Raw genomic sequence first — 22,890 nt, forward strand, 5'->3', positions numbered from 1 at the left:
TATTGTATAGTTAATAACTTTCGCTGTCAGGCGGGATACCGTAGTCCACATGGCGACGGGTTTTTACTCCGAAATTACTTACTCCAGAGCTCTTTCTGTTTGCAAATATCCCTTTCACCTTATCCAATATTCCTGATACAGCATTAGAATTCACCTGCTTGGCAACTTTCTGGGAAAGAAAGGTGATCAGCGTTTTGGTAATAAAGCCAGATTTCTTGAATACAATCCCATTCATAAATAAGGGAATTACAAACCTTGCTACGTTCGTTAGAATATCCTGGTTAAGAAGATCTGATGTTAAAGATTTTTTGCTGTTTCCAGACATGAAAAAGCCTTTCACCGAACTGAAAATTGCAGAAGGGCTGCTAAGAGATTCTTTTAAAGCCTCTTCCTGCTGGAAATTCCGAACTTTCAAAAGGTCAATTTCTGCCTGTAGTTCCGCCAAGCTGCTAAAAGATTTTTCCATCTATTTCTTCTTTTTATTGAATATTATTTTCACCATGAAATCCTCCAGATACTTATTAAGATACTTTTCTTTAGTAAAAGCAATTGCCAAAGCTGCTGCGAGATAAATAAGCGCCACTATTCCAAATCCTGCTGCGTACGAATCAAGCAATTCCCCGAGATAAAAGGCAAGGGTTAAAGATGCGAACAAGAAGGTTAAGAGCGCTGCTACAATAACAAAGGTGTTTGTTATTAAACTCGCTACCACCACTGTAAGGCGTTCAATAGCAGTAAGACGGATAAGTTCTATCCTCGTACTTATATATTCTTTTAATAAAGAAACAATATCCTGTGGTTTCTGGTCTTGCGTTTCAGGCATAAACAATGGAGTAAATGAATAGGAGACTTGTTAATTTAAACCTGTCCTGCAGCGTCTTGTGAGGCAAATTCGTCTTCTGCCGAGCTGAGTTTGGTCTTTATATTTTCAACAACCTTTTCTTTAAACGCAGTAAGATTTTCAATTTCTTCTGCCGCGCGGTCCTTAATAGAGTCACCCAGGTTTTTAAGGGCGTCATTTAGTTTGTCGCGTGTTTCAGTACCTTTTTCCGGGGCGAATAAAATTCCCAGTGCAGCGCCAGCAGCTACTCCTGCAAGTAATGCTACTAAAATCTTAGTATTGTCGTTCATGACTTAGAAGTTTAAGTTTTAAAGTGTTATTTAATCTATATTAATACAAAGTACAGGCATTAAGTGTTTTGATTAATTCAAAACTTGATGAAATTGTTTGTAGTGCAAATCTCAAAAAAAAGAATAGATAAAGCAATTTGAAGCGATTCTTTTAATCGGCAACTCGGGTTACTCCTCATCGGTTGACATAATTCTTTCAAGCCGATCAGATGCCAGCTTACTGGTTTCATAAATGCGGACAGTCAGGATAAAATAGGAAAGCAAAAGAGGGCCTAAAACTAAACCCATAATCCCAAAGGCCGGAATACCGATAATAACGCCAATCACAGTAATTATGGGATGAATATTTCCAATATGTTTTGCTATCAAAAAGCGAATTACGTTATCGATATTCGATACAAGCAGAATCCCCCATAGCAAAATACCAATACCAGCTGTATTATTCCCGTTGGCGAGTGCTATAACGCCGGCTGGTATAAAAACAAGCGCCGAGCCTACTAAAGGGAGGAAGGACAGGAATATGGATATAACTCCCCAAAATACCGCGTCTTTTAAACCAAATATAAAAAAGCCCAGGCACACGAGGGAGCCTTGGACGATAGCAATGATTCCCTGTCCCAGAACATTCGAATAGGTTGTGTATTTCAATTCATCGGCAAATTTGAGCGCATTTTGCTCTCTGAAGGGCGAGTACTTGATCAACTGCTTCTCAAATGTTTCATAATTAAGGAACATAAAATAGAGCAGGAAATACATTACAACTATTCCCAACAGTAGTCCCGCTGCACCACCTATGATGGAAGGGAAAAGCTCTCCGGCATAGGACGTGGTCTTTTGAATAGCCTTTTGAAGCATATCAGGCTGATGTAGCTTGGATCCAAAGAAATCATCGATCCGCCGGGCAATCACCTTAAGCTTCAGTGGGTCCCTTTGAAACTCAGAAATTTTGTCGATCACCATAAGGCTTAGCCCGTAAAAAGGTATTACAAAAGTGAGGAAGGAACTGATAATGATGCCAATGCAGGCCACGTATTTATTCCAGTTCAGCGACCTGGTGAGATATACGTATACAGGCCTGAACAGGGTGTACATTATAACAGTACTCAACAATGAACCTGCTATGAACCTGAGCGAATATAAGATGCAGCATCCAAGGATCACCAGGATGATCAGGAGGATGTTATTACGTTGTTTATAGTTAAATACCGCCATATGGGTTGAGCTTTTCGATGATTACCAGGAACTGGCATCTTCAACCCCCGGTTCTTTCTATTCTTTCTTTGCTTCTTCAATAAGGGTTGAAGTCACCTGATTGATTCTTTCACAGTTCTTTCTGATAATGTCCAGCAGTTCTTCGTTCCGATATCTATCAGGGTTATTTTTCAGTTCTTCAGTAGCAAAATTTATGTTTGAAAGAGGATTGTACACTTCCCTGACCATGACATTAGCCAAACGGGCAACTGATATTCGTTTGTCGGATGTACCAGGTTCGCGCTCATTGTGCTTAATAGGCGGAATGTCATGCAGTATGGAATAGTAAAGCTCTTTGTGTCCATGTTGTGAAATCTGTATGAAAGAAGAGATACTGCAATATTTTGTTTTCCCCGAAGATGAAATAATTTCAAGTTCCATATCTTTTACGCTCCCGAGCCGTTCCATGGTATTATTAAAAAGCTCTTTATCCTCTGGGTTTTTATAGAAGGTGAAAAGAGTTTCATTATTAAGCCTGTCGGGAGTTGTATCTAAAAACTCTACCGCTGCATCGTTTGCCGCATAAACAAATCCTTCTGCATCGGTAATCATAATCGGATCTTTAGACCGTTCAAAAAGTATCCTGAACTTGTTTTCGCTGCTTCTAAGCTGGCCGAGCGTGTTATGATGCCTTAAAGCGTAGCGGATTGCCCTGGTGAGGATGTCAAAATTAAGCTCGTCTTTAGTGAGATAATCGGCGGCCCCCAGGCGTAGGGCCTCTTCATCGATCTTATTATCTCCTTTGCCGGTAAGGATAATTACAGGCTCTGAACAGTTAGACCTTACAGCCTCGTTCAGCAGGTCAAGACCGGAATGTTTACCGAGGTGATAATCAACAAGATATACGTCGTAATGGCACTTGAGCATTGCATTGATCGCCTCTGCATAATTGTTACACCACGATAGCTCGTAGGTGTTTCCATGCGCCCTGTGAGACAGAATGTCTCTGGTAAGGATGAAGTCGTCCTCATCGTCGTCAATAAGCAATATTTTAATGCGGCACATAACAATGACTATTCTAACAGGGCAGATAAATTCTTATCTTAGCTCCATTGCCTTCTTCGCCCTCTGCTTCAATATAACCGAGGTGGTTCTCCGTTATTTTTTTACATAGCGCCAAACCCAGGCCGGTACCTTCGTATTCTGTTCTGCTGTGAAGGCGCTGGAATAGATTAAAAATCTTTTCCGCATCCTGTTTGTCAAATCCAATGCCATTATCGATAATTTCAATCCTGCAATACAGCGCTTGTGGATTGATGTCACTGGTTCTGTTTTTTAGTTCTTCTCCATCTATATAAATTGCCTCAATTGTAATCAAAGGAGGGACTTCCGGCCTTGAAAATTTTAGTGCGTTACTTATCAGGTTTTGAAACAGTTGGCGCATCTGTACGGGGATTGCTCTCAATTGCATGTCCACCTTTACCCCAATACGGGCATTCTTTTTCTCTATAATATATTCCAGGTCGGAGAGTACATCGTTGATTACTTCTTTCAGGTCGACCATAACCAGTTCATTCGCTGATTTTCTTGCCCTTGATAATGACAAAATATTGTCAATAAGAAGTTGAAGTCGTTCAGCGGCTTTACGCATTCTGGCTATGTAGTCCTGAGCCTGATCGGGGAGCGAGTTTCCGTAGTCCCTCTCAATCAGGTCACTAAAAGCCTTTATTTTTCTTAGAGGCTCCTGTATATCATGAGAGGCAACATAGGCAAACTGTTCCAGCTCCTGGTTAGAACGTTTTAATTCTTCAACTTTGCGTTCCAGGTCGGCCCCGGCTTTTGCAAGTGATGATTCGCGTTCTTCCAGATTTTTCCAAGTCCTCAGGCTGGCAAGTTTTTGGGTTCGAAGGTGCTCTGCGATTTGTTTTTCCTTTTTTATTGCATGGATATAATTTAACACAATCCCCGCCAGTGGCGTAAGATATCCTGTAGCGCGAAGGAAGTACGCAGCGTTAAAAAAGACATCAAAATCCTCCCTGTGAATAGCCATAAAGACCCCAGCGAGTGCTGATGGTATAATGCTAATTATTATAATCCCCGAAAATGGTGAAGCAAACTTCTGTAGCGAATGGGGGAGAATTATAGATCCCAGGGTTAAATAGATTGAAAGGGTAAGTAGTTCGTATGGATGAGTAATGAATTGATTTTTATTGTGGAGGCCCGGAATGGTTTTCAGAAAGGCTGTAAGTGCAACCGCCGCAGTGAAAAAAAGAAAATAAGTAAAGATTAGAAATGGAACATCTTTATTGTTTTCCCGGATACTTTTGTTGGCGTTAAAGATGAAATAAAATGTGCTGGCTACGAGAATGCTGACATGCAATAACCTGCTTATCAGCCATCTGGAGTAGAGTCCATCCGAAAAGTCCTGCGTCGGCAAAACATCGTACGGCAGTGAATAGAAGACATCGTATAATCCAGTGATTGCAAGAGCAATACCGGCTGTCAGGCCCGATGCTTCTTTTCGGAACGCGTAATGTGCTAAAGCCAGGCCGCCTGCTATGAAACAAGACACGATGCCAAATATGAGCCAGGTGTGATATAACAGAAAGTTACTGAGATTGCCACCGGAGGGGGGATAATTTGTGTACTTAAGGTCAGCAGGATTGTTAACTCCAAGTTGGGGAAGTACAATGATGGCAGGAACGACGCAAATTGCCAGTACGGTTACCGTTAGTGCCGACGGCAGATTTAACCTGTTTTTGTAATGACGAATAAACAAGCGGTTCTCCACTCTTAACTTAGTTATACTTTATGCTACCGGCAATAAATTAACTAAGCTATGGCAATTCTTATTCCAGATTAATTGCCTTCATCTTGTTGTACAAGGTTTTCCGGTCTATATTTAAAATTTTCGCAGCTTTAGTCTTATTGAAGTTAACCTCTTTAAGTACCTTCAAAATTGTTTCGTATTCGGCTTCAAGAGCGGCATCTTTGAGGCCCCGCCTGTTTTCTCTGCTGTGTATATTTTCGACCGCTGTTTCGATGGCAGTTACCTTTGCAAAGGTTGATATTTCAAGAGGTAGTGCTTTAAGCTGGATTTCGTTTGTTTCTGTCAACAGGGTAGCGCGTCTGATAACATTCTTAAGCTCACGGACATTTCCCGGCCAGTTGTATGTTAGTAAACAATTAATTACTTCTTCAGAAAACCCTTCGATATTCCGGTTAAGCTCCTTGTTTGTAAACTTGAGGAAGTTATGAGCAAACAATATAATATCTTTATCACGCTGCCGAAGAGGAGGAAGATGAATGCTGAATTCGTTAAAACGATGGTATAAATCCTCCCGGAACTTTCCCTTCTGAATAGCATCATGTAAATTCTCGTTCGTTGCAATAATGATGCGGACATCCAGATCGATCTCCTTCGTTCCTCCTATTCTTTTCACTTTACGTTCCTGAACGGTACGTAACAGGGCTGCCTGTATCTCGTAGGAGAGGTTACCTACTTCGTCAAGAAATAAAGTTCCGCCGTTAGCCATTTCAAAATGCCCTATTTTGGTATATAAAGCCCCTGTGAAAGACCCCTTCTCATGCCCGAAAAACTCGCTCCCAGCCAGCTCTTTGGTGAGTGAACCGCAGTCCATGGCGATAAAGGGTTTGTCTCTTCTATTGCTTTTTAAATGAATTGCCTGGGCTACAGATTCTTTACCTGTACCACTTTCTCCTGTTAATATTACACTGTAGTTTGTGGGTGCGATCAGTTCGATTTGCCTTAATAGATCTTTAGAGGCTATACTTTCACCTACAATAAAAGTCTCAGGAAGTCCAATGCCGTTGCTCTTTTCTTTTTTGCCTGTTGTATTTATCGAGGTCGAAACTGTTTCTGGTCTGGATAAGGCCTCCTGGGTTTCAAGCGCTTTATTAATAGTGTTTAGAATCTCATCCGGATACAGTGGTTTGGTAATATAGTCGTATGCTCCCATTTTGATAAGCTCGACCGCGAGTTTGATATCAGAATATCCGGTGATGATGATTACTCCTGTGGACGGGTACAGAACCTTGATCTTCTTCAGTATTTCCCGTCCGTCTGTATCTTCTAATCTGAAGTCGCATAAAACGAGATTAAAGTTGTCTTTGCTCAACATTTCCATCGCAGAGCCGCCGCTGGTAGCTATATTAACTTCATATCCGTTGCGGGTTAGGAACTTTGATAATAAAAGACCAATATTTATCTCATCATCAACTATTAAAATCCTCTTCATAATAAATAGAAACAGTTCTATAAAGGTAATTTATAAAAATTATTTGGGAAATATATTCTACAACTTCTGCAAATAAACTTCAGTTTTTCCATAGTTTATCTTTGGTCTTCAACTTGTTTAGATATCTGACCCTTATTCTGGGGTTATACGTATTTTGTTGCAAAAAGATCGCGATATTCGAGTCTTTTGTTTTTTTATATGCTTTTTCGCTGCTGTATGCAGTTTCCAGGCGTTGCTAAACAAGGCTTGCCGCAGCCGGTATCGCGGAGTAAGCCTGGGTTTTTCGAGACGAGAATTTCTGAGGGCATGCGGCTCGTTGCGCTATCAACGTATCCTTTGATACATGATATTTGCGGGAGATCTTTCATGTGCCAGTTCATTGGCCATGAACTTCATATGCGGTTTTACATGGCGAAAGAATAACTTATATCCGTCACAAAGGTAATTAAGTCCCGCTTCGCCCATTTTTGTATTTGTAAATCTGTTTTTTGGACATTCGCCGCGGCAATACCTGTACACGTCACATTCTTTGCATTGACGAGGCAATGAATCGTATTTATCATTACCGAATTTTTGCTGTTCAGGAAGAAGAAGCATTTTTTTGAGCGAAGTATTATTAATGTTCCCTATTTTATATTCGGGATACACAAAATGGTCGCACGAGAAAACATCGCCATTGTGTTCAACGGCCAGGGCGTCGCCACAACGCTCATTAAATACACATACACCAGCCGGCATACCTGCTTCATTAGCTAATGTAGCATCGAATATTTGAACGAAATAACGTCCTACATCCCTTTTTACCCACTCATTAAAGATGGCAACAAGGAATTTACCGTATTCTAAGGGATTGACAGACCATGGAGCCAGTTCTGACTGGCCTTCATATTCCGGTAAAATGAGTGTGAGATCAGATGGAGAACAGTTACCGGCAATACGTTCGGCAATAGGAATGAACTGCATATACCCGCTACCCACCTGTTTTAAGAAAGTATACACTTCCAGGGGCTTTTTTGCGTTGACGTTATTGACTACGGTTAATGTGTTAAATTCAACCTGGTGCTTTTTCAGCAGTTCTATTCCTCTCATAACCTTTGCAAAGGTTCCCTGGCTTCCCTTATTAATACGATAAACATCATGGAGCTTTTCGGGCCCGTCAATAGATATACCTACCAGGAAGTTATAGTCCTTAAAGAATTTACACCATTCGTCATTTAAAAGAACCCCATTTGTTTGAAATGAATTATGGATGATTTTTCCGCTGCCGTATTTTTTTTGGAGCAGCAGGGCATTTTTGAAGAAATCCAATCCTAATAAAGTAGGTTCTCCGCCCTGCCATACGAAGGTTACTTCGGCGCCTGGCTGCTCATGGATATATTTTCGTGTAAATGTTTCCAGTGTTTCGTCGCTCATCCTGAAACTGGAAGCGCCCGGGTACATTTTTTCTTTTTCAAGATAATAACAATAAGCGCAGTCCAGATTGCACACCGCACCTGTCGGTTTGGCGAGCAAATTGAATCCTGAAAGAAGCCTTGTGTTCATTTTACGTTCTTTTTTCAAACTTAGAGAATTGCTTTTATATGCGGACATAATCTACAAAAACAATTTATCGGCTTTTATCAGACATGATAATGGCTACGCTGGTACGCGTTCAGAACGTTGTTCACATCAAGGACGATCTTGTGATGCTTTTAATTGAATGTTTAGTACTTTTGTAGCCTTTTAATGCTGTATATGAGCGAAGAACGATCACTTAATTTTTTAGAAGAAATAATTGAAGAAGATATAAAGAACGGCAAGCATGGTGGACGGGTCCATACCCGTTTTCCTCCTGAACCTAATGGTTATCTCCACATAGGACACGCTAAATCTATCTGTCTGAATTTTGGATTGGCGAAAAAGTACAATGGCCAGACGAATCTCCGTTTTGACGATACTAATCCCGAGAAGGAAGAAACCGAGTATGTGGATAGTATTAAGGAGGATGTGAAATGGCTGGGATTTGAATGGCAGAATGAGTTTTATGCGTCTGATTACTTCGAGCAGCTTTATGAGTTTGCAATACAACTTATAAAAAAGGGGAAGGCCTATGTAGACGACAGTACTCCCGATGAAATAGCAGAACAAAAGGGGTCGCCTACTGAAGCAGGAACTCCATCGCCTTACAGGGACCGCTCTATAGAAGAGAATCTGAAGTTGTTTGCTGAGATGCGTGAAGGGAAATACCAGGACGGCGAAAAGGTGTTACGTGCTAAGATTGATCTGGCGTCGCCAAATATGCATATGCGCGACCCGATTATGTATCGTATTCGTCATGCTCACCATCACAGAACGGGAGATGCATGGTGCATTTATCCGATGTATGATTTTGCACATGGACAATCCGACTCTATTGAGAAAATAACGCATTCGGTTTGTACGCTTGAATTTATTCCTCACCGTGCGTTGTACGACTGGTTTATTGAAGAGCTTGAAATATTTCCGTCGAAACAGTACGAGTTTGCACGTTTGAATATGACGTATACTGTGATGAGCAAACGCCGTTTACTCCAGCTGGTGAATGAGGGTTTTGTGGATTCATGGGATGATCCGAGAATGCCTACTATCAGTGCACTTCGTCGTCGTGGTTACACCGCTGCTTCGATACGTGATTTCTGTGAGAGAATAGGAATTGCAAAGCGGGAGAATGTGATTGATGTAAGTTTGCTTGAGTTTTGCGTGCGGGAAGATTTAAATAAAACGGCCTGGCGCCGAATGGCTGTTCTCGATCCCGTAAAGCTTGTTATCACAAATTATCCCGCGGGACAGGAAGAAGTTTTCAGTGGTGAGAATAATCCGGAAGAGGAAGATGGCGGAGGATCGCGTGAGATTCCATTCAGCGGAGAACTATGGATTGAACGTGAAGACTTTATGGAAAACCCTACTAAGAAGTATTTCAGACTGGGGCCGGGTTTAATGGTAAGGCTTAAGAATGCTTATATTGTTAAATGCGAAGACTTTGTAAAGGATGAACAGGGGAATATTACCGAAGTGCATTGTACATATATTCCTGAATCAAAGTCGGGCAACGATACTTCGGCGCTGAAAGTAAAAGGTACGATCCATTGGGTAAGCGTTTCTCACGCAGCAAAAGCCGAGGTTCGTTTATATGATCGTCTGTTCCGTGTAGAAGACCCGGGAGCCGAAGGCAGAGATTTTAGGGAATATATCAATCCTGAAAGCCTCCAGGTGATTCCAGAGGCTTATATAGAAGCTGACCTGGCAAGTGCCGAGCCCGGCAAAGGTTACCAGTTTATCAGGAAGGGTTACTTTACTCTAGACAGAGAATCTGAACCCGGTAAATTGGTGTTCAACAGAACGGTTACATTAAAGGATACATGGGCAAAGGAAATTAAGAAAGGATAAGGGAGTATTGAGATGTGAGATATGAGTGCTGAGATCGTTTTTTTTAAGTTTTTGATAGTCAGATCTCTAATAAATGTTTGGATTGCACCTCTCAATACTCATATCTCAAAACTAAACACCAGGTATATATGGCCACTCTACCTCCATTAGCTGAACGCATGCGACCTGCTTCGCTCGATGAGTATTCGGGTCAGAAGCACCTCGTTGGGCAAAATGCTATCCTACGGAAGGCAATAGAGAGCGGTAATTTGCCATCGATGATCCTTTGGGGGCCTCCCGGGGTTGGTAAAACCACGCTTGCGTATATTATCTCTCAGCAGTTACAGCGTCCTTTCTTTAGCCTGAGTGCTATCAATTCGGGCGTAAAAGATGTAAGGGAGGTGATTGAAAAGGCAGCGAAGCTAAAGGAGTCGCAGGATAATCTACCTGTATTGTTCATTGATGAAATTCATCGTTTTTCAAAGTCGCAGCAGGATTCATTGCTGGGGGCCGTTGAGCGTGGTCTCGTTACTCTGATTGGCGCTACTACAGAGAATCCTTCGTTTGAAGTGATTTCAGCTTTACTCTCAAGATGCCAGGTTTATATATTGAAATCTTTAAGTGAAGATGACCTGATTGACCTGATCAACAGAGCGTTAAGTGCAGATGAGTTTTTGTTGCATAAAAAAGTAACGATAAAGGAGCATGAGGCCTTACTTCGCTTGTCGGGTGGAGATGCGCGCCGCTTGCTGAATGTACTTGAACTTGTGATTAATGCAAGTGGGAAGGAGTCGGTAGAGATAACCAACGCGTTTGTTCTTGAACACGTTCAGCAGAACATGGCGCTTTACGATAAGGCCGGCGAACAACATTACGACATCATTTCGGCATTTATAAAATCTATCCGTGGCAGCGATCCGAACGCTGCCGTTTATTGGCTTGCAAGGATGATTGCCGGTGGTGAAGATCCTTTGTTTATTGCCAGGCGCCTGCTTATACTGGCTTCGGAGGATATCGGTAATGCCAATCCCAATGCACTGCTTCTTGCTAATAACTGTTTTCAGGCTGTGAATGTAATAGGATGGCCAGAATCCCGTATCGTATTGTCGCAAACTGTGACTTATCTCGCTTCATGTGCAAAAAGTAATGCCAGCTACGAAGCGATTAACCGGGCTTCTCAACTGGTTGAACGAACCGGCGACCTTTCAGTGCCTTTACATTTGCGAAACGCTCCAACCAAGTTGATGAAGAATATCGGGTATGGCACAGAGTACAAATATTCGCATGCCTATGAAGGTAACTTTGAGGAGCAGGAGTACTTTCCTAAGGGATTGAGTGGTACCGTGCTTTACGAACCGGGCAATAATGCAAGCGAACAAAAATTAAGAGAGCGGTTAAAAACATTATGGAAGAATAAATATAAGTACTGATCGATTTATTTTTTTACCTTCACACCTATGACCTCATCTTTTTTACAACATCAGTGGAAAGCATTCTGGCGATCTAAGAATACCGGTAAAAGTATCGCTGTCAGAATTGTAATGGCCTTATTGATCCTTTATCTTCTGGTTAATGTGCTGGTTCTTGCTTTCTTTCTCGACAAGATCTTTAAAGCTATTTATCCTGCCGCCGACGTTATAAGATCGTTCAATAGTTTTCTGCTTTATTATTTTCTCCTTGACCTGCTGGCCCGTTTTCAGTTACAGGAACTTCCTACACTGAGCGTCAAACCCTATCTGAACCTTCCTGTCAGAAAGAATCAGATTGTGAATTATTTGTGTTTGACCTCGTTGTGGTCGGGATTTAATCTTACACCTTTTTTGCTGACTTTGCCTTTTCTGATTAAGGTGGTGATTCCATCGGCTGGCGGCGCTGTATTTACAGCGTATGTGGTAACATTGCTGGGGCTCACTATGTTTAACCATTTTTTCAGCCTTTGGCTTAAACGGAAGGTGAACCTGAATGGCTGGTATATGCTTGCTTTTTTACTGTTTATAGCTGTTGTCAGTCTTCTTGATTTTAAATTTAAAGCTATTTCTATTTCGTCTTTTTCCGTTTTCATATTTAATCAGTTGCTTGTTTACCCGCTGTACATGTTGCTTCCGGTGTTGCTTGCCGCAGGGATGTACCTGGTTAACTATCGTTTTCTTAGGAGCAACTTATATCTTGATGAGCTAAGATCAGACAGCTCGGGTGAGAAATCATCTACAGAGATCCCTTTTCTAAATCGTTTCGGAATGGCCGGGCAGTTGACTGTAACCGAGCTAAAATTAATTCTCAGGAATAAGCGATCGAAATCTTCTCTTACGATTTGTTCAATGATGATGTTATACGGTCTTCTTTTTTACACTAACCCTGCTTTGGGCAGCAGTTATGGATGGAAGATATTTGCATCGTTGTTTATGACCGGCATTTTCATCATCAACTACGGTCAATTCATGTTCAGCTGGCAGTCGAGTCATTTTGACGGGATATTAGCACACCGCATTACAACAGAAGATTTTATTAAATCGAAGTTTATTCTGTTTACTATCTTTTCGGGCATTGCGTTTATCCTTACTATCCCGTATGTGTTTTTTGGGTGGCAGGTGCTGTTTGTGCAGTTCTGCATGTTCTTTTGGAACCTCGGTGTAAATACTTTGATTGTGTTGTTTTTCGCTAACCGTAATTACCGAAGAATAGACCTTTCTAAAGGAGGTACCCTTAATTGGGAAGGGGTTGGAGCTTCTCAATGGTTGCTTTCGCTTCCCCTTTTTATATTGCCATATGTGATTTTCGTTCCACTAAACTATCTTGGCTATCCGCTGATCGCCGTTACACTGATGGGGTTTGTTGGTTTAGTGTTTATTATCACCCGCACTATCTGGATTAATATGTTAGTCAAAAATTTTAAAAAGCAACGTTATCTTATTGCAGAAGGTTTCAGGCATAGTTGACACTTATGACTCCTCTATAAAAGATAGAAAGAAGAAATAAAGATTATCAGTAAGTTCTCCGTTCCCAAAAGTGATTTCAGTCATGATAGAAGTAAAAAAATTAATTAAGGTTTATAATGATGTACCGGTTGTAAATATCCCGGAGTTATCAATTAACAGAGGCGAGACAATAGGCCTGGTGGGCAATAATGGAGCCGGAAAGACTACCTTATTCAGGATGATCCTTGACCTGATACGGGCCGAGCGGGGAGAGGTATTGTCAAAAGGCGAAAATGTGGCTCATTCTGAGACCTGGAAAAACTACACAGCTTCTTATCTTGATGAGGGGTTTCTAATTGATTACCTGACTCCGGAAGAGTACTTTTATTTTATTGCATCTCTTTCAGGCCTTAGTAAAGCGCATACGGATGCAGAACTGGAGAAGTATAATGACTTCTTTAACGGCGAAATTCTGAACAAGAAGAAGTATATCCGCGATTTATCTAAGGGCAACCAGTGTAAGGTCGGGGTAGTTTCATGTTTGTTGCAGGAGCCTGAAATACTGATGCTTGATGAGCCTTTCGCCAATATCGATCCGAGTACGCAGATCCGCCTAAAGAATATGCTGCGTCAGATTAATCAGGAAAAGAACATGACAACGATTATCTCCAGTCACGATTTAAACCATGTTACAGACATTTGTCAGCGGATACTACTGATGGAAAAGGGAAAGATTATTAAGGACATCCAGACAGATAGTAATACAAAAGAAGAACTGGAAGAGTACTTTTCTGTTATGCAATAAACCTCACAATGTATGAACACTGATCTTACAGGAAAACGGGCCTTAGTTTGCGGAAGTACCCAGGGGATTGGGAAAGCTTCGGCTATTGAACTGGCTTCTATGGGTGCAAGTATAACATTAGTTGCGCGCGACGAAGAAAAGCTAAAGGAGGTGATCCGGCTGTTGCCGGTTGATGATACTGAGACTCACAACTACCTCGTAGCTGATTTTAACAACCCTGATCAACTGAGACAGGAACTGGACCATTTTCTTAAAGAGCACCCTGTTGACATTCTTGTGAACAATACCGGGGGACCTAAAGGGGGGCAGGCAATCGATGCAGACGTACAGGAATATATTCAGGCTTTCTCAAATCATGTTGTTTGTAACCAGATTCTCGCCACTGCCGTCGTGCCGGGTATGAAGAGCGCTGGTTGGGGCAGGATCATTAATATAATTTCTGCCTCGGTAAAAACCCCTCTTAGGGGACTTGGTGTTTCTAATACTATTCGTGGCGCTGTAGCAAGCTGGGCTAAAACTCTATCGCTTGAACTGGGGCCTTTTGGTATCACCGTAAATAATGTGCTGCCATCTACATCTATGACAGCACGACTGGAGTCACTTATTCAGAGCCGGGCCGAAAACGAAGGGAAGAGTACGGAGGAGGTTGAGGAAGATATGATTAAAGAGATCCCCGTCGGGAGGATTGGTACGGCTGAAGATGTGGCTGTTGCCGTTGCCTTTCTTGCTTCGCCCGCGGCGGGTTATATAAATGGGATCAATCTTCCGGTAGATGGGGGCAAAACCCCGTCCCTCTAAGCTTAGACTGCTAGTGATTGCCGATTAAATTCCATAAAGCATGGAATACTATGGCTGGAAGGATGTTTTCTGAACGTTCTTTAAGCAAGGCTGCGATGATTCCTGTAAAGAATGAAAGTAGTATTCTGACCAGGTTGATCTGCAGGTGTAATCCGTCCTGAAGAACAAAGCCCTGTGTGAGCCCAAAAAGAAGTGAACTTATCAGTACTCCCCAGCTGAGGCTAAAACCAAACGTATCTTCTTTTGAAGTAAAGACCTTGTTTAAAAGAGCCAGAAGGATGCCTCGAAAGATAATTTCGTCGCTAATAGCGGAGAGACTACCCTGGAAAAGAACGGTTTCTGTGTTAAAGTTAGAAGAGGTGGATTGAAAAGCGAAATAGATTCCAGCCCTTAATGCAACTGCCGCCAGCAGCAGAATGACTACCGGCTTAAATGATCCTTGAGTAAAACGCACCCTCAATCCCGTTTCTTTGTTGCTTAACAGTTTACTGCGATAAATGAAAAATAGTCCCAATAGTAAAGTGATGAGCTTCCCTGTCCAGTTCCACTGCTGTGTTTCAAATAATCTTATTCCTGATAGTCCCGTTGTCAAAACAGACCACAGGAGGAAGAGGACAAAGAAAACTGCAATTATTCTCCTGTCGCTTTTTTCCCAATTACGTTTAGCCATAAAAATAAACGGAAGGAGAATAACTAATTGAAGTAGTGCGCTAAGCAAGGGATAAGATACAATCATCTATACGTGTTGTCTTTACCGCAAAGATAATTGAATATCGGTTGCTGAAATGCCATAAATTGAATTCTATAATAAGGGTCGATTTACCTCACCGAAAAAAAATGTCGGCATTCGATATTTAAACGACAAAAGTGTACTTAAAAATGGTCGTTTTTTTGTTTATAGAAACGTAGGTTTGTGCAGATACACAGATTCCGCTTCGTGAAGCGGGTTTATTTCTAATCGTGTATTTGGCATCGGATTTGAGATTTGATTGTTAAATTTGCAAACAAACACAGATAATATGAAATTAACTAAGATTAAAATAGCAACCTGGTGTGTTGCTATTGCTACCACTTCTTTCGTGGTAACTAGTTGTAGTCAGATGACTCGTACTCAGAAAGGGGCAGTTATTGGTTCGGCAGCAGGCGGTACCATTGGAGCTTTGATAGGTAAGAAAGCGGGTAATACGGCTGTCGGAGCCATTGTTGGTGGCGCTATAGGGGGTACTGCCGGGGCATTTATCGGAAGGAAAATGGACAGACAAGCTGAAGAAATTAAGAATACTGTTCCAGGTGCCGAGGTTATAAAAGCAGGAGAGGGATTGATCGTGAAGTTTGATTCGGGTATATTGTTCGACGTTAATAAAGCGAACCTGAAAGATGCAGCCCGAACAAATATTGCGAACCTTGCGACTTCCATGAAGAACAATCCACAAACTAACATCATGGTGATCGGACATACTGACGATACAGGATCGGATTCCTATAATTATACGCTATCTGAAAAGCGTGCACAGTCAGTAAAAGATTTTGCTGTAGCAAGTGGTGTAAGTTCCTCCCGTATTAATATCTCGGGTAAGGGTGAGACAGAGCCAATTGCCGACAATACAACTGAAAGCGGACGCTCGCAGAATCGCCGTGTTGAGATCGTAATTGTTGCGAACGAGCAAATGAAGAACGAAGCACGTCAAAGCGCGCAATAGTACTCTTAGAGTCGAAATAAAAAAAACCTACCTGGTTGCAGGTGGGTTTTTTTATTGTATTTTGTTAAAATTTGTTAAACTGCTAGTAGGGCCGAATTATCAGATTCTTTCTTACGTTGAGGACTTTATATTTGAAAGAGAATTAAGAAGATGATAAGAAAGATATTTAAAGGAGTTTGTGTAGCTTCTGTTTGCTTGCTGTTGTGCTTTGATGGTTATGCCCAGAAAATAAAAGCAGGTGTGCTGGTAGTTGGCAGTTCATCTGCCGGGGTAGCCGCTGCAATCCAATCGGCTCATTCAGGTGTTAAGACAATTCTGATTGATAAAGGTAATTTTGAATCTATCGTGCTGCCGTCTGATGAAGGACAAACACGGTCAGGTATTTATGCTAATTTTATTAAACGAGTAGAGTCGGCGCAGAAGTATCCTGTGACGAAGAACCAGGTGTTTTCGCCTTCTTTCGCAGCGACTATCTTTAAGGCGTGGGCAGATACAGTTAAAAACCTGACGGTAATTACCAGGGGTTCAGTGACAGCTATTGCGAAAGACGGAAAAGGATGGGAAGCCATTTTATCTAACAAGCAAATTGTAAAAGCTGATGTGGTTGTTGATGCGACTCAGGATAATTATGTTGCCTCTCTGGCATCTTTAAAGGTGGTGGACACCATTAAGAATAGTTCTCCAGACTCTCTTCCGTATGCCGACAATAAGTATCGCACGGGAGTGGCGATAACCCCTTCTGCTAACACATTTCCGGTTACTATACCAGTGTCGGCCTTCATTGGTGCAACTGATAATTTTCTCGCACCCTGGAGCAGGGAGATCATCGCTACAACTGCGAGTGGTCAGGCCACTGGCGCAATAGCAGCATTTTGCTCTTTTTTTAAAACGACCACAAAAAGCCTGAACGTTCGTATGATCCAGAGTGAGCTCATGTCGTTTGGTTCTCAGCTTATGAGATTTGATGATGTTGCCGAAAAAGATACAAACGCCATGGCTATTCAAAATATAGCACTGACGGGGATACTTAAAGGACGCGCAGTATCGGGTAAATTTCACTTTATGCCTGATTCGAATATATCAACCGATGAAATAATGGTACCGGTAAAAGAGTATTCCTCAAGGAGCCAAATTTGGTTCCTCGATAATAAGTCTGAAAAGCTCTCTTTGAAGGAGACCCTGTCACTTATAAAGTTCATAGCTTCCAGGGGTAACGAGTTGGACAGAGAAGTCACGAAGGGTTGGAGTGCTTCTCTGAAGCTCCCCAGCAAGTTTGACCCGGCCCGGCCTGTTACGCGACGGGAATTTGCCGTCCTTTTTAACGCCTTTGTCAGGCCTTTTCATGTGTCGGTGGATTTGGCAGGAGCATTAAAAAGGTAAAGTTTATATTCTTCTTTTAAGGGAAAGAATAACAACCCTGACTTTATCAGTTCCGGAAGGACGAATGCGAAACATTAGATTACGTTTATTCCCCGAGCGCAGTAAATCATAGATGTCTTCCATTCCCATTTCGTTAACAGGTTTTAAGTTGATGTCAATAATCTCATCATTCTCCTGCAGCCCCGCCTCCTCAGCAGCAGAACCATCCTCTATCCTGGCAATAAATAGGCGCTTATAGCCGGGCCCACTCCATGATAGCTCCAGGCCGCTCATATCGTGCTCAAAAGCTTCCTTAAATCTGGAATTTGGTTTAAGGTAAATGCAGGAGTTATTGTAGTCAAAAACTACGCTAAACCGGCGTAATATGCTGTTGCCGACGTTTCCATTCCTGTTGATCGATGGGAATTTTCCAGCAGCATCTTTATAATCCGGAAAAGCTGTAATAACATTCTTAAACTTATATTTTCCTATTTCCAAAGATGGGATCCTTGCAATATGGCCATTTATAACGCCGTTTAACCCCACTCCGAGATTGGCACGTATGTTAGGTTCAGGAACCTGATATGGTAAACCCGAGTCGGTTTCGAGCGATATCGGATGGCCGGCCCCGGTATCAATAATTAATTTCGCGGAAGAACTTGCCCCCTGTTTGATTGATACAGCAGCTGTCAGGTAAGGTTTCCTGTCTTCAATCGTAATGGGAATTCTATGCCCGCGGCGTGGAACGTAAGACACCCGTTGAGAATAAAGCCTAATTGTATTAACCGAGTAATTCAACTTTACAATAAAGCTGCTAAAAAACTCATGGCCTATTAGGCCATGTACCGGAGTACCTGTATAAGATGACAGGTTAAACGAGTCCTCTTTGAGGATAGCAGCTGATAGTTCTCCAACAATATCATTGCCACCGATACCGAGATATAAAGACGGGGTTACAAAAGCACTTAACTCTTCCCCTTCTCCGAAACCAGTGATCCTTAATGTCCGGAGGTTTTTAAGTCCCAGCGAATCAGATAAAGAAGGATCTGTTATCAGCATAATCCCTATTCCTGTATCGAGTACGAAGTTATATGGCCCTTTTCCGTTAATGGTGAGCGGGATGATAATCAGGTTTTTAATATACTTGAAGGTTAGAGTTTTGCTTTTTTTGCCGTTCGTAAGGTGAAAAGACTGCGCAAAAGAAGGTAAGCTACTGCCTGATGCTAGCAGAATGCTTATTGCGATGTACAGAAGAAGTTTCCGCAGGTTCACACAGCGATTGGTTACGCCGATTAAGGTAAAGATTTTATAACAATTCTGCTAGCAAGCAGTGGCTAAAATTTTCCGTATCGGTCTTTTCTATCAATAATCGTACTTTTAAATGATCGCCATCATTTCGCGTCAGCGTAATATTTACCTTCTTTGCAGTAATAAGTGATTAAATAACAAGCCGGATACCACAGGACAGATAAGATGGGGCTTTCGTGTATAATTGCGCATTTATTAAAGAAGTACTATTAAAATGAACGAAATTTTGAATACAAAACTGATGCATCCCCGCGAACAGGTTGCATTAGTAATGACAAGGATTTACCGGAGGGGCCTTACAACTACATCTGGAGGTAATATCTCTGTAATCGATGAGAACGGAGATATATGGATTTCGCCGTCTGCTGTTGATAAGGGGTCATTAAAACCGGAAGATATCGTCTGTATGAAAAATGACGGAACCATTGAAGGTGTGCATAAGCCATCTTCTGAATATCCTTTTCATAAGGCTATTTATTCAATACGTCCCGATATTAAGGCCATTATTCATGCACACCCTCCAGCTCTTGTCTCGTTTAGTATTGCAAGAACGATTCCAAATACAAATATCCTTTCACAAGCCAGAACAGTTTGCGGCCCTATAGGGTATGCTGAATATGAACTTCCCGGTAGTGAGGCTCTGGGTACCAAAATTGCCCAGGAATTTACCAAGGGATATAAAGCCGTAATTATGGAGAACCATGGTACGGTAGTTGGCGGGACGGACCTAATGGATGCGTTCCAAAGATTCGAAACGTTAGAGTTTTCAGCAAGAACCATTTTGTACGGGAAGTCAGTAGGTTCTCCTACCTATCTTCAGGATTCGGATGTTGATGCATTTGAGGCGCAATTGCCCTGCTTACCTGAAATGGAAGAAGTGGCATATCCATCGGACGAAAGGGAAAAACGCGCCGAAATATGTAAGATCGTTCATCGTGCCTGTACGCAAGGTCTCATGTTCAGCTCTTACGGAACGATATCCGTTAGATGGCGGGATAACGACTTTCTAATCACTCCTACGGACTTTTCGCGTTGGGATCTTCAGGCAGATGAAATCGTTCAGATAAAAGATGGAAAACGTGAGCCAGGAAAGGTGCCAAGCCGAACGACCTATCTCCATCAGGAAATATATCGTAAACATCCTGAGATCAACTCCATTATCATCACGCAGTCGCCGTACCTGATGGCGTTTTCTGTAACGGGGGCTTCATTTAATGTTCGTACTATTCCCGAAAGCTGGATATTTCTTCAGGATGTTCAGTCTCTTGAGTTCGGCGCTCAATTTATGGGCAGACCTGATATTCCTGACCTGGTTTGTAAAAGTAATCCTGCCGTTTTGATAAAAAACGACTGTGTACTCGTAACGGGAAACCAGTTACTGCAAACCTTCGACTATCTGGAAGTGGCAGAATTTAGTGCCAAATCCCTTGTTATGTGCGCCTCCATAGGTAATATGGTTCCTATCAGCAACGAGCAGGTAGAAGAGTTACGTAAAGCGTTTTTAAAAGAATAACTTCTCTAAAATATTCCGGTAAAACTTCCGGCATAAAAGTTTCAACATTAAAGCAAGGAATCACTTTTGTTTAAATGTTGAAACATTTATATTTCATCTAAGTATAAAGACAATACATTTGCAGGTGCAAGTTCGAAACACATTTTTATAATAATAATAAATTTATTACTACTTTGCTTATATGATTACAACTAAGGATATTTTTAGCTATGAACCTGATAAAAAATATGCAACCCCCGTTGCGTATTTCTCAATGGAGTTTGCCGTTGACCAGGCTTTAAAAATTTATAGTGGCGGTCTGGGATTCCTTGCCGGATCCCATTTGAGAAGCGCTTATGAATTGAAGCAAAATTTAATAGGAGTTGGGATCCTCTGGAAATTCGGATACTATGATCAGGTAAGGGATACTAACGGCACGATGAAAGCTGCTTTTATAGAGAAACACTATTCCTTCCTCGAAGATACAGGTATTAAGTTTACGATTCCGGTTCATGAATCACCGGTGCATGTTAAAGTCTGGCTTTTGAAGCCTGATGTTTTCAGGTCGGCACCTCTTTTTCTGCTTAGTACTGATGTTCCCGAGAACGATGAAATTTCAAAGAGCATTTGTCACCGCTTATATGATTCTAACGAAGCCACGCGTATTGCACAATCTATCCTGTTAGGAACAGGGGGAGCTAAATTGCTTGATATACTTGGTCGGGATGATTCACTCTATCACATGAATGAAGGCCATTCGCTTTCTCTCAATTTTTACCTCTATTCTAAGTTCAAAAGTGTTGAGGAAGTTAAGAAACGTGTTGTTTTTACTACTCATACGCCCGAAGCTGCCGGTAATGAAGAACATGGGTATGCATTATTGCAGGAGATGTCCTTTTTTTATGGGCTTACCGAGGCTGAAGTTAAATCAGTGTTAGGCCTCGACGGACCGGTATTGAACTATACGCTTGCAGCATTGAAGTTTGCCGGGAAAGCCAACGCGGTATCTAAGCTTCATGGTGACGTATCGCGCGACATGTGGAAAGGTAACGAAGGCATCTGTGAAATCACTTCTATTACTAACGCTCAAAATACAGCTTATTGGACGGATCCCGCCTTTGAAAAGGCCCTTCGTTCAGGAAACGACCAGGGCATTGTTGCCCGGAAGAAGGAAATGAAGAAAGCCCTTTTCGAACTGGTTGCTGATCAATGCGGCAAGCTGTTTGACGAGAATGTTATTACTATTGTGTGGGCGAGGAGGTTTGCTGCCTATAAGAGGGCTGACTTGCTGATGTATGACTGGGAACGATTTCTCAGACTCGTGGAAAATACAGAATACCCCGTTCAGGTAATTTGGGCAGGGAAACCTTATCCTCAGGACTATGGAGCGATTGATATGTTTAATAGCATTATTAAGCGGACTCAACCTATTGCAAACTGCGCAGTGCTGACGGGATACGAGTTAAAGCTTTCGGCGTTACTGAAAAAGGGATCAGATATCTGGCTTAATAATCCAAAAATGTACAGGGAAGCCTCTGGCACCAGTGGGATGACAGCTGCCATGAACGGAAGTGTTAATCTGTCGATTCCAGACGGATGGATTCCTGAGTTTGCCAAAGATCTTGAAAACTGTTTTATTATTGAACCCGCGCCCGATCACTTGTCGACTGAAGAAAAAGATCGTATTGAAGCGCTTGATCTAATCGAGACTCTCGAAAATAAAGTGCTTCCAACTTACTATAAAGATCAGAATAAATGGCTTTCAATAGTTAAGAATGGAGCTGCAGATGTAGCCCCTGCTTTCGAATCCGGCCGTATGGCTCAGGAATACTATGAGATAATGTACTCGAAATAATGGACAGTTGACAATGGACAATTGAGAATTAAAATAAAGAACAAAAGTAAAAGGCAAGCTGTTATTAAACGCTTGCCTTTTGTCTTTCTTAGAGTATTTTAAACAGAGTCACTTAATACTAATGATTCCTTTCATTATCCCTTATCATTCTTCCACTATCCGTTACCAACTCTCAATTGTCCACTGTCAATTGTCCTTTGTCAATTTCTCCTTCTGAATTTCAGGTCTTTTGCAGATTCTTTACGGGTAATAAGCATTGGTATCGCAACGCCCCCAGCAAGACACATCAGGATAAACATCACTTTTAGTCCATAATTAACTGTTTCGGCAAGGACCTGATTATAAGTTTCGGGCTGTATTTCTCCCGCTAGTTTAGTCAAGCCAATGATCATACGGTACGCAAGTATGCCTGGAATCATTGGAATAACAGAAGGAATTGCTAAGACAGGCGGAGGTGAATGTCTTTTGTGAGCAAAATAGATGCTTAGGAACCCAACAACTGTAGCTCCGTATAATGATCCGAAAACAATATTCGTCCCAAAATGCATAGTTAATACTTTGGTAAAACCGCCGGCAGCCCCCATAAGATAGATGGTAGGCAGGTTCTTTACCGGTACATTAAACAAAACGGCAAAACCTGTCGCTGCCAGGCCAAACCAAATACATTTCTCTAATAAAAGTAGCCACTCCATT

At 41.8% G+C, this 22,890-nt stretch carries 20 protein-coding genes; 9 read left to right on the top strand and 11 right to left on the bottom strand.

Going from position 1 to position 22,890, the window contains the following annotated elements:
• Positions 1–10: 10 nt before the first annotated feature.
• The 8 genes from BDE36_RS02530 to BDE36_RS02565 all read right to left on the bottom strand — a co-directional run bounded on the left by BDE36_RS02530 (position 11) and on the right by BDE36_RS02565 (position 8,123).
• Positions 11–466 (bottom strand): hypothetical protein, encoded by a 456-nt coding sequence (locus BDE36_RS02530; protein ID WP_141813624.1) that lies wholly within the window; start codon positions 464–466, stop codon positions 11–13.
• The gene (locus BDE36_RS02535) at positions 467–823 is read right to left on the bottom strand and encodes a phage holin family protein (protein ID WP_128767986.1); all 357 of its coding nucleotides are present in this window, start codon (positions 821–823) and stop codon (positions 467–469) included.
• A 35-nt stretch (positions 824–858) separates the two neighbouring features.
• Entirely contained in the window at positions 859–1,131 is a 273-nt protein-coding gene (locus BDE36_RS02540) for a YtxH domain-containing protein (RefSeq protein WP_128767985.1), read from the bottom strand.
• Positions 1,132–1,299: 168 nt separating this feature from the next.
• Complete coding sequence (locus tag BDE36_RS02545) at positions 1,300–2,343, bottom strand: AI-2E family transporter (RefSeq protein ID WP_141813625.1); 1,044 nt, start codon at positions 2,341–2,343, stop codon at positions 1,300–1,302.
• Between the two features lie 57 nt (positions 2,344–2,400).
• Entirely contained in the window at positions 2,401–3,387 is a 987-nt protein-coding gene (locus BDE36_RS02550) for a response regulator (RefSeq protein ID WP_141813626.1), read from the bottom strand.
• 13 nt (positions 3,388–3,400) lie between these two features.
• Positions 3,401–5,113, bottom strand: coding sequence for an ATP-binding protein (locus tag BDE36_RS02555; protein ID WP_141813627.1), 1,713 nt, complete (start codon positions 5,111–5,113; stop codon positions 3,401–3,403).
• Positions 5,114–5,171: 58 nt separating this feature from the next.
• Positions 5,172–6,581: a sigma-54-dependent transcriptional regulator gene (locus BDE36_RS02560; RefSeq protein WP_128767981.1), complete on the bottom strand. Its 1,410-nt coding sequence runs from the start codon at positions 6,579–6,581 to the stop codon at positions 5,172–5,174.
• 324 nt (positions 6,582–6,905) lie between these two features.
• On the bottom strand, positions 6,906–8,123 hold the full coding sequence (locus BDE36_RS02565; RefSeq protein WP_141813628.1) for an anaerobic sulfatase-maturation protein: 1,218 nt from the start codon (positions 8,121–8,123) through the stop codon (positions 6,906–6,908).
• 192 nt (positions 8,124–8,315) lie between these two features.
• Between BDE36_RS02565 and BDE36_RS02570 the strand changes: the two genes are divergently transcribed.
• From BDE36_RS02570 to BDE36_RS02590, 5 genes are all read left to right on the top strand, one after another.
• Positions 8,316–9,986: a glutamine--tRNA ligase/YqeY domain fusion protein gene (locus tag BDE36_RS02570; protein WP_141813629.1), complete on the top strand. Its 1,671-nt coding sequence runs from the start codon at positions 8,316–8,318 to the stop codon at positions 9,984–9,986.
• Positions 9,987–10,114: 128 nt separating this feature from the next.
• Positions 10,115–11,395 carry a replication-associated recombination protein A gene (locus BDE36_RS02575; protein ID WP_141813630.1) on the top strand — a complete coding sequence of 427 codons (1,281 nt, stop codon included), beginning with the start codon at positions 10,115–10,117 and terminating at the stop codon, positions 11,393–11,395.
• Positions 11,396–11,422: 27 nt separating this feature from the next.
• Positions 11,423–12,901 carry a DUF5687 family protein gene (locus BDE36_RS02580; RefSeq protein WP_141813631.1) on the top strand — a complete coding sequence of 493 codons (1,479 nt, stop codon included), beginning with the start codon at positions 11,423–11,425 and terminating at the stop codon, positions 12,899–12,901.
• Between the two features lie 82 nt (positions 12,902–12,983).
• Complete coding sequence (locus tag BDE36_RS02585) at positions 12,984–13,685, top strand: ABC transporter ATP-binding protein (RefSeq protein WP_141813632.1); 702 nt, start codon at positions 12,984–12,986, stop codon at positions 13,683–13,685.
• 12 nt (positions 13,686–13,697) lie between these two features.
• Entirely contained in the window at positions 13,698–14,483 is a 786-nt protein-coding gene (locus tag BDE36_RS02590) for an SDR family oxidoreductase (protein WP_128767975.1), read from the top strand.
• 10 nt (positions 14,484–14,493) lie between these two features.
• Here BDE36_RS02590 and BDE36_RS02595 read toward each other — a convergent pair whose 3' ends face one another.
• Complete coding sequence (locus BDE36_RS02595) at positions 14,494–15,153, bottom strand: CPBP family intramembrane glutamic endopeptidase (RefSeq protein WP_161987520.1); 660 nt, start codon at positions 15,151–15,153, stop codon at positions 14,494–14,496.
• Positions 15,154–15,502: 349 nt separating this feature from the next.
• Between BDE36_RS02595 and BDE36_RS02600 the strand changes: the two genes are divergently transcribed.
• The gene (locus BDE36_RS02600) at positions 15,503–16,183 is read left to right on the top strand and encodes a YiaD family glycine zipper/OmpA-like lipoprotein (protein WP_141813634.1); all 681 of its coding nucleotides are present in this window, start codon (positions 15,503–15,505) and stop codon (positions 16,181–16,183) included.
• Positions 16,184–16,333: 150 nt separating this feature from the next.
• Entirely contained in the window at positions 16,334–17,563 is a 1,230-nt protein-coding gene (locus tag BDE36_RS02605; RefSeq protein WP_141813635.1) for an FAD-dependent oxidoreductase, read from the top strand.
• A 3-nt stretch (positions 17,564–17,566) separates the two neighbouring features.
• Here BDE36_RS02605 and BDE36_RS02610 read toward each other — a convergent pair whose 3' ends face one another.
• Positions 17,567–18,814 (bottom strand): aspartyl protease family protein, encoded by a 1,248-nt coding sequence (locus BDE36_RS02610; protein ID WP_141813636.1) that lies wholly within the window; start codon positions 18,812–18,814, stop codon positions 17,567–17,569.
• Positions 18,815–19,064: 250 nt separating this feature from the next.
• Between BDE36_RS02610 and BDE36_RS02615 the strand changes: the two genes are divergently transcribed.
• A complete protein-coding gene (locus BDE36_RS02615) occupies positions 19,065–20,363 on the top strand; it encodes a class II aldolase/adducin family protein (RefSeq protein WP_128767970.1) in 1,299 nt (432 codons plus the stop codon).
• 181 nt (positions 20,364–20,544) lie between these two features.
• The gene (gene glgP / locus BDE36_RS02620; protein ID WP_141813637.1) at positions 20,545–22,197 is read left to right on the top strand and encodes an alpha-glucan family phosphorylase; all 1,653 of its coding nucleotides are present in this window, start codon (positions 20,545–20,547) and stop codon (positions 22,195–22,197) included.
• A 200-nt stretch (positions 22,198–22,397) separates the two neighbouring features.
• Here glgP and BDE36_RS02625 read toward each other — a convergent pair whose 3' ends face one another.
• Complete coding sequence (locus BDE36_RS02625) at positions 22,398–22,889, bottom strand: threonine/serine exporter family protein (RefSeq protein ID WP_141813638.1); 492 nt, start codon at positions 22,887–22,889, stop codon at positions 22,398–22,400.
• Position 22,890: the final 1 nt, after the last annotated feature.

It is taken from the genome of Arcticibacter tournemirensis (genome assembly GCF_006716645.1).
In the GTDB taxonomy this organism is placed as follows: domain Bacteria; phylum Bacteroidota; class Bacteroidia; order Sphingobacteriales; family Sphingobacteriaceae; genus Arcticibacter; species Arcticibacter tournemirensis.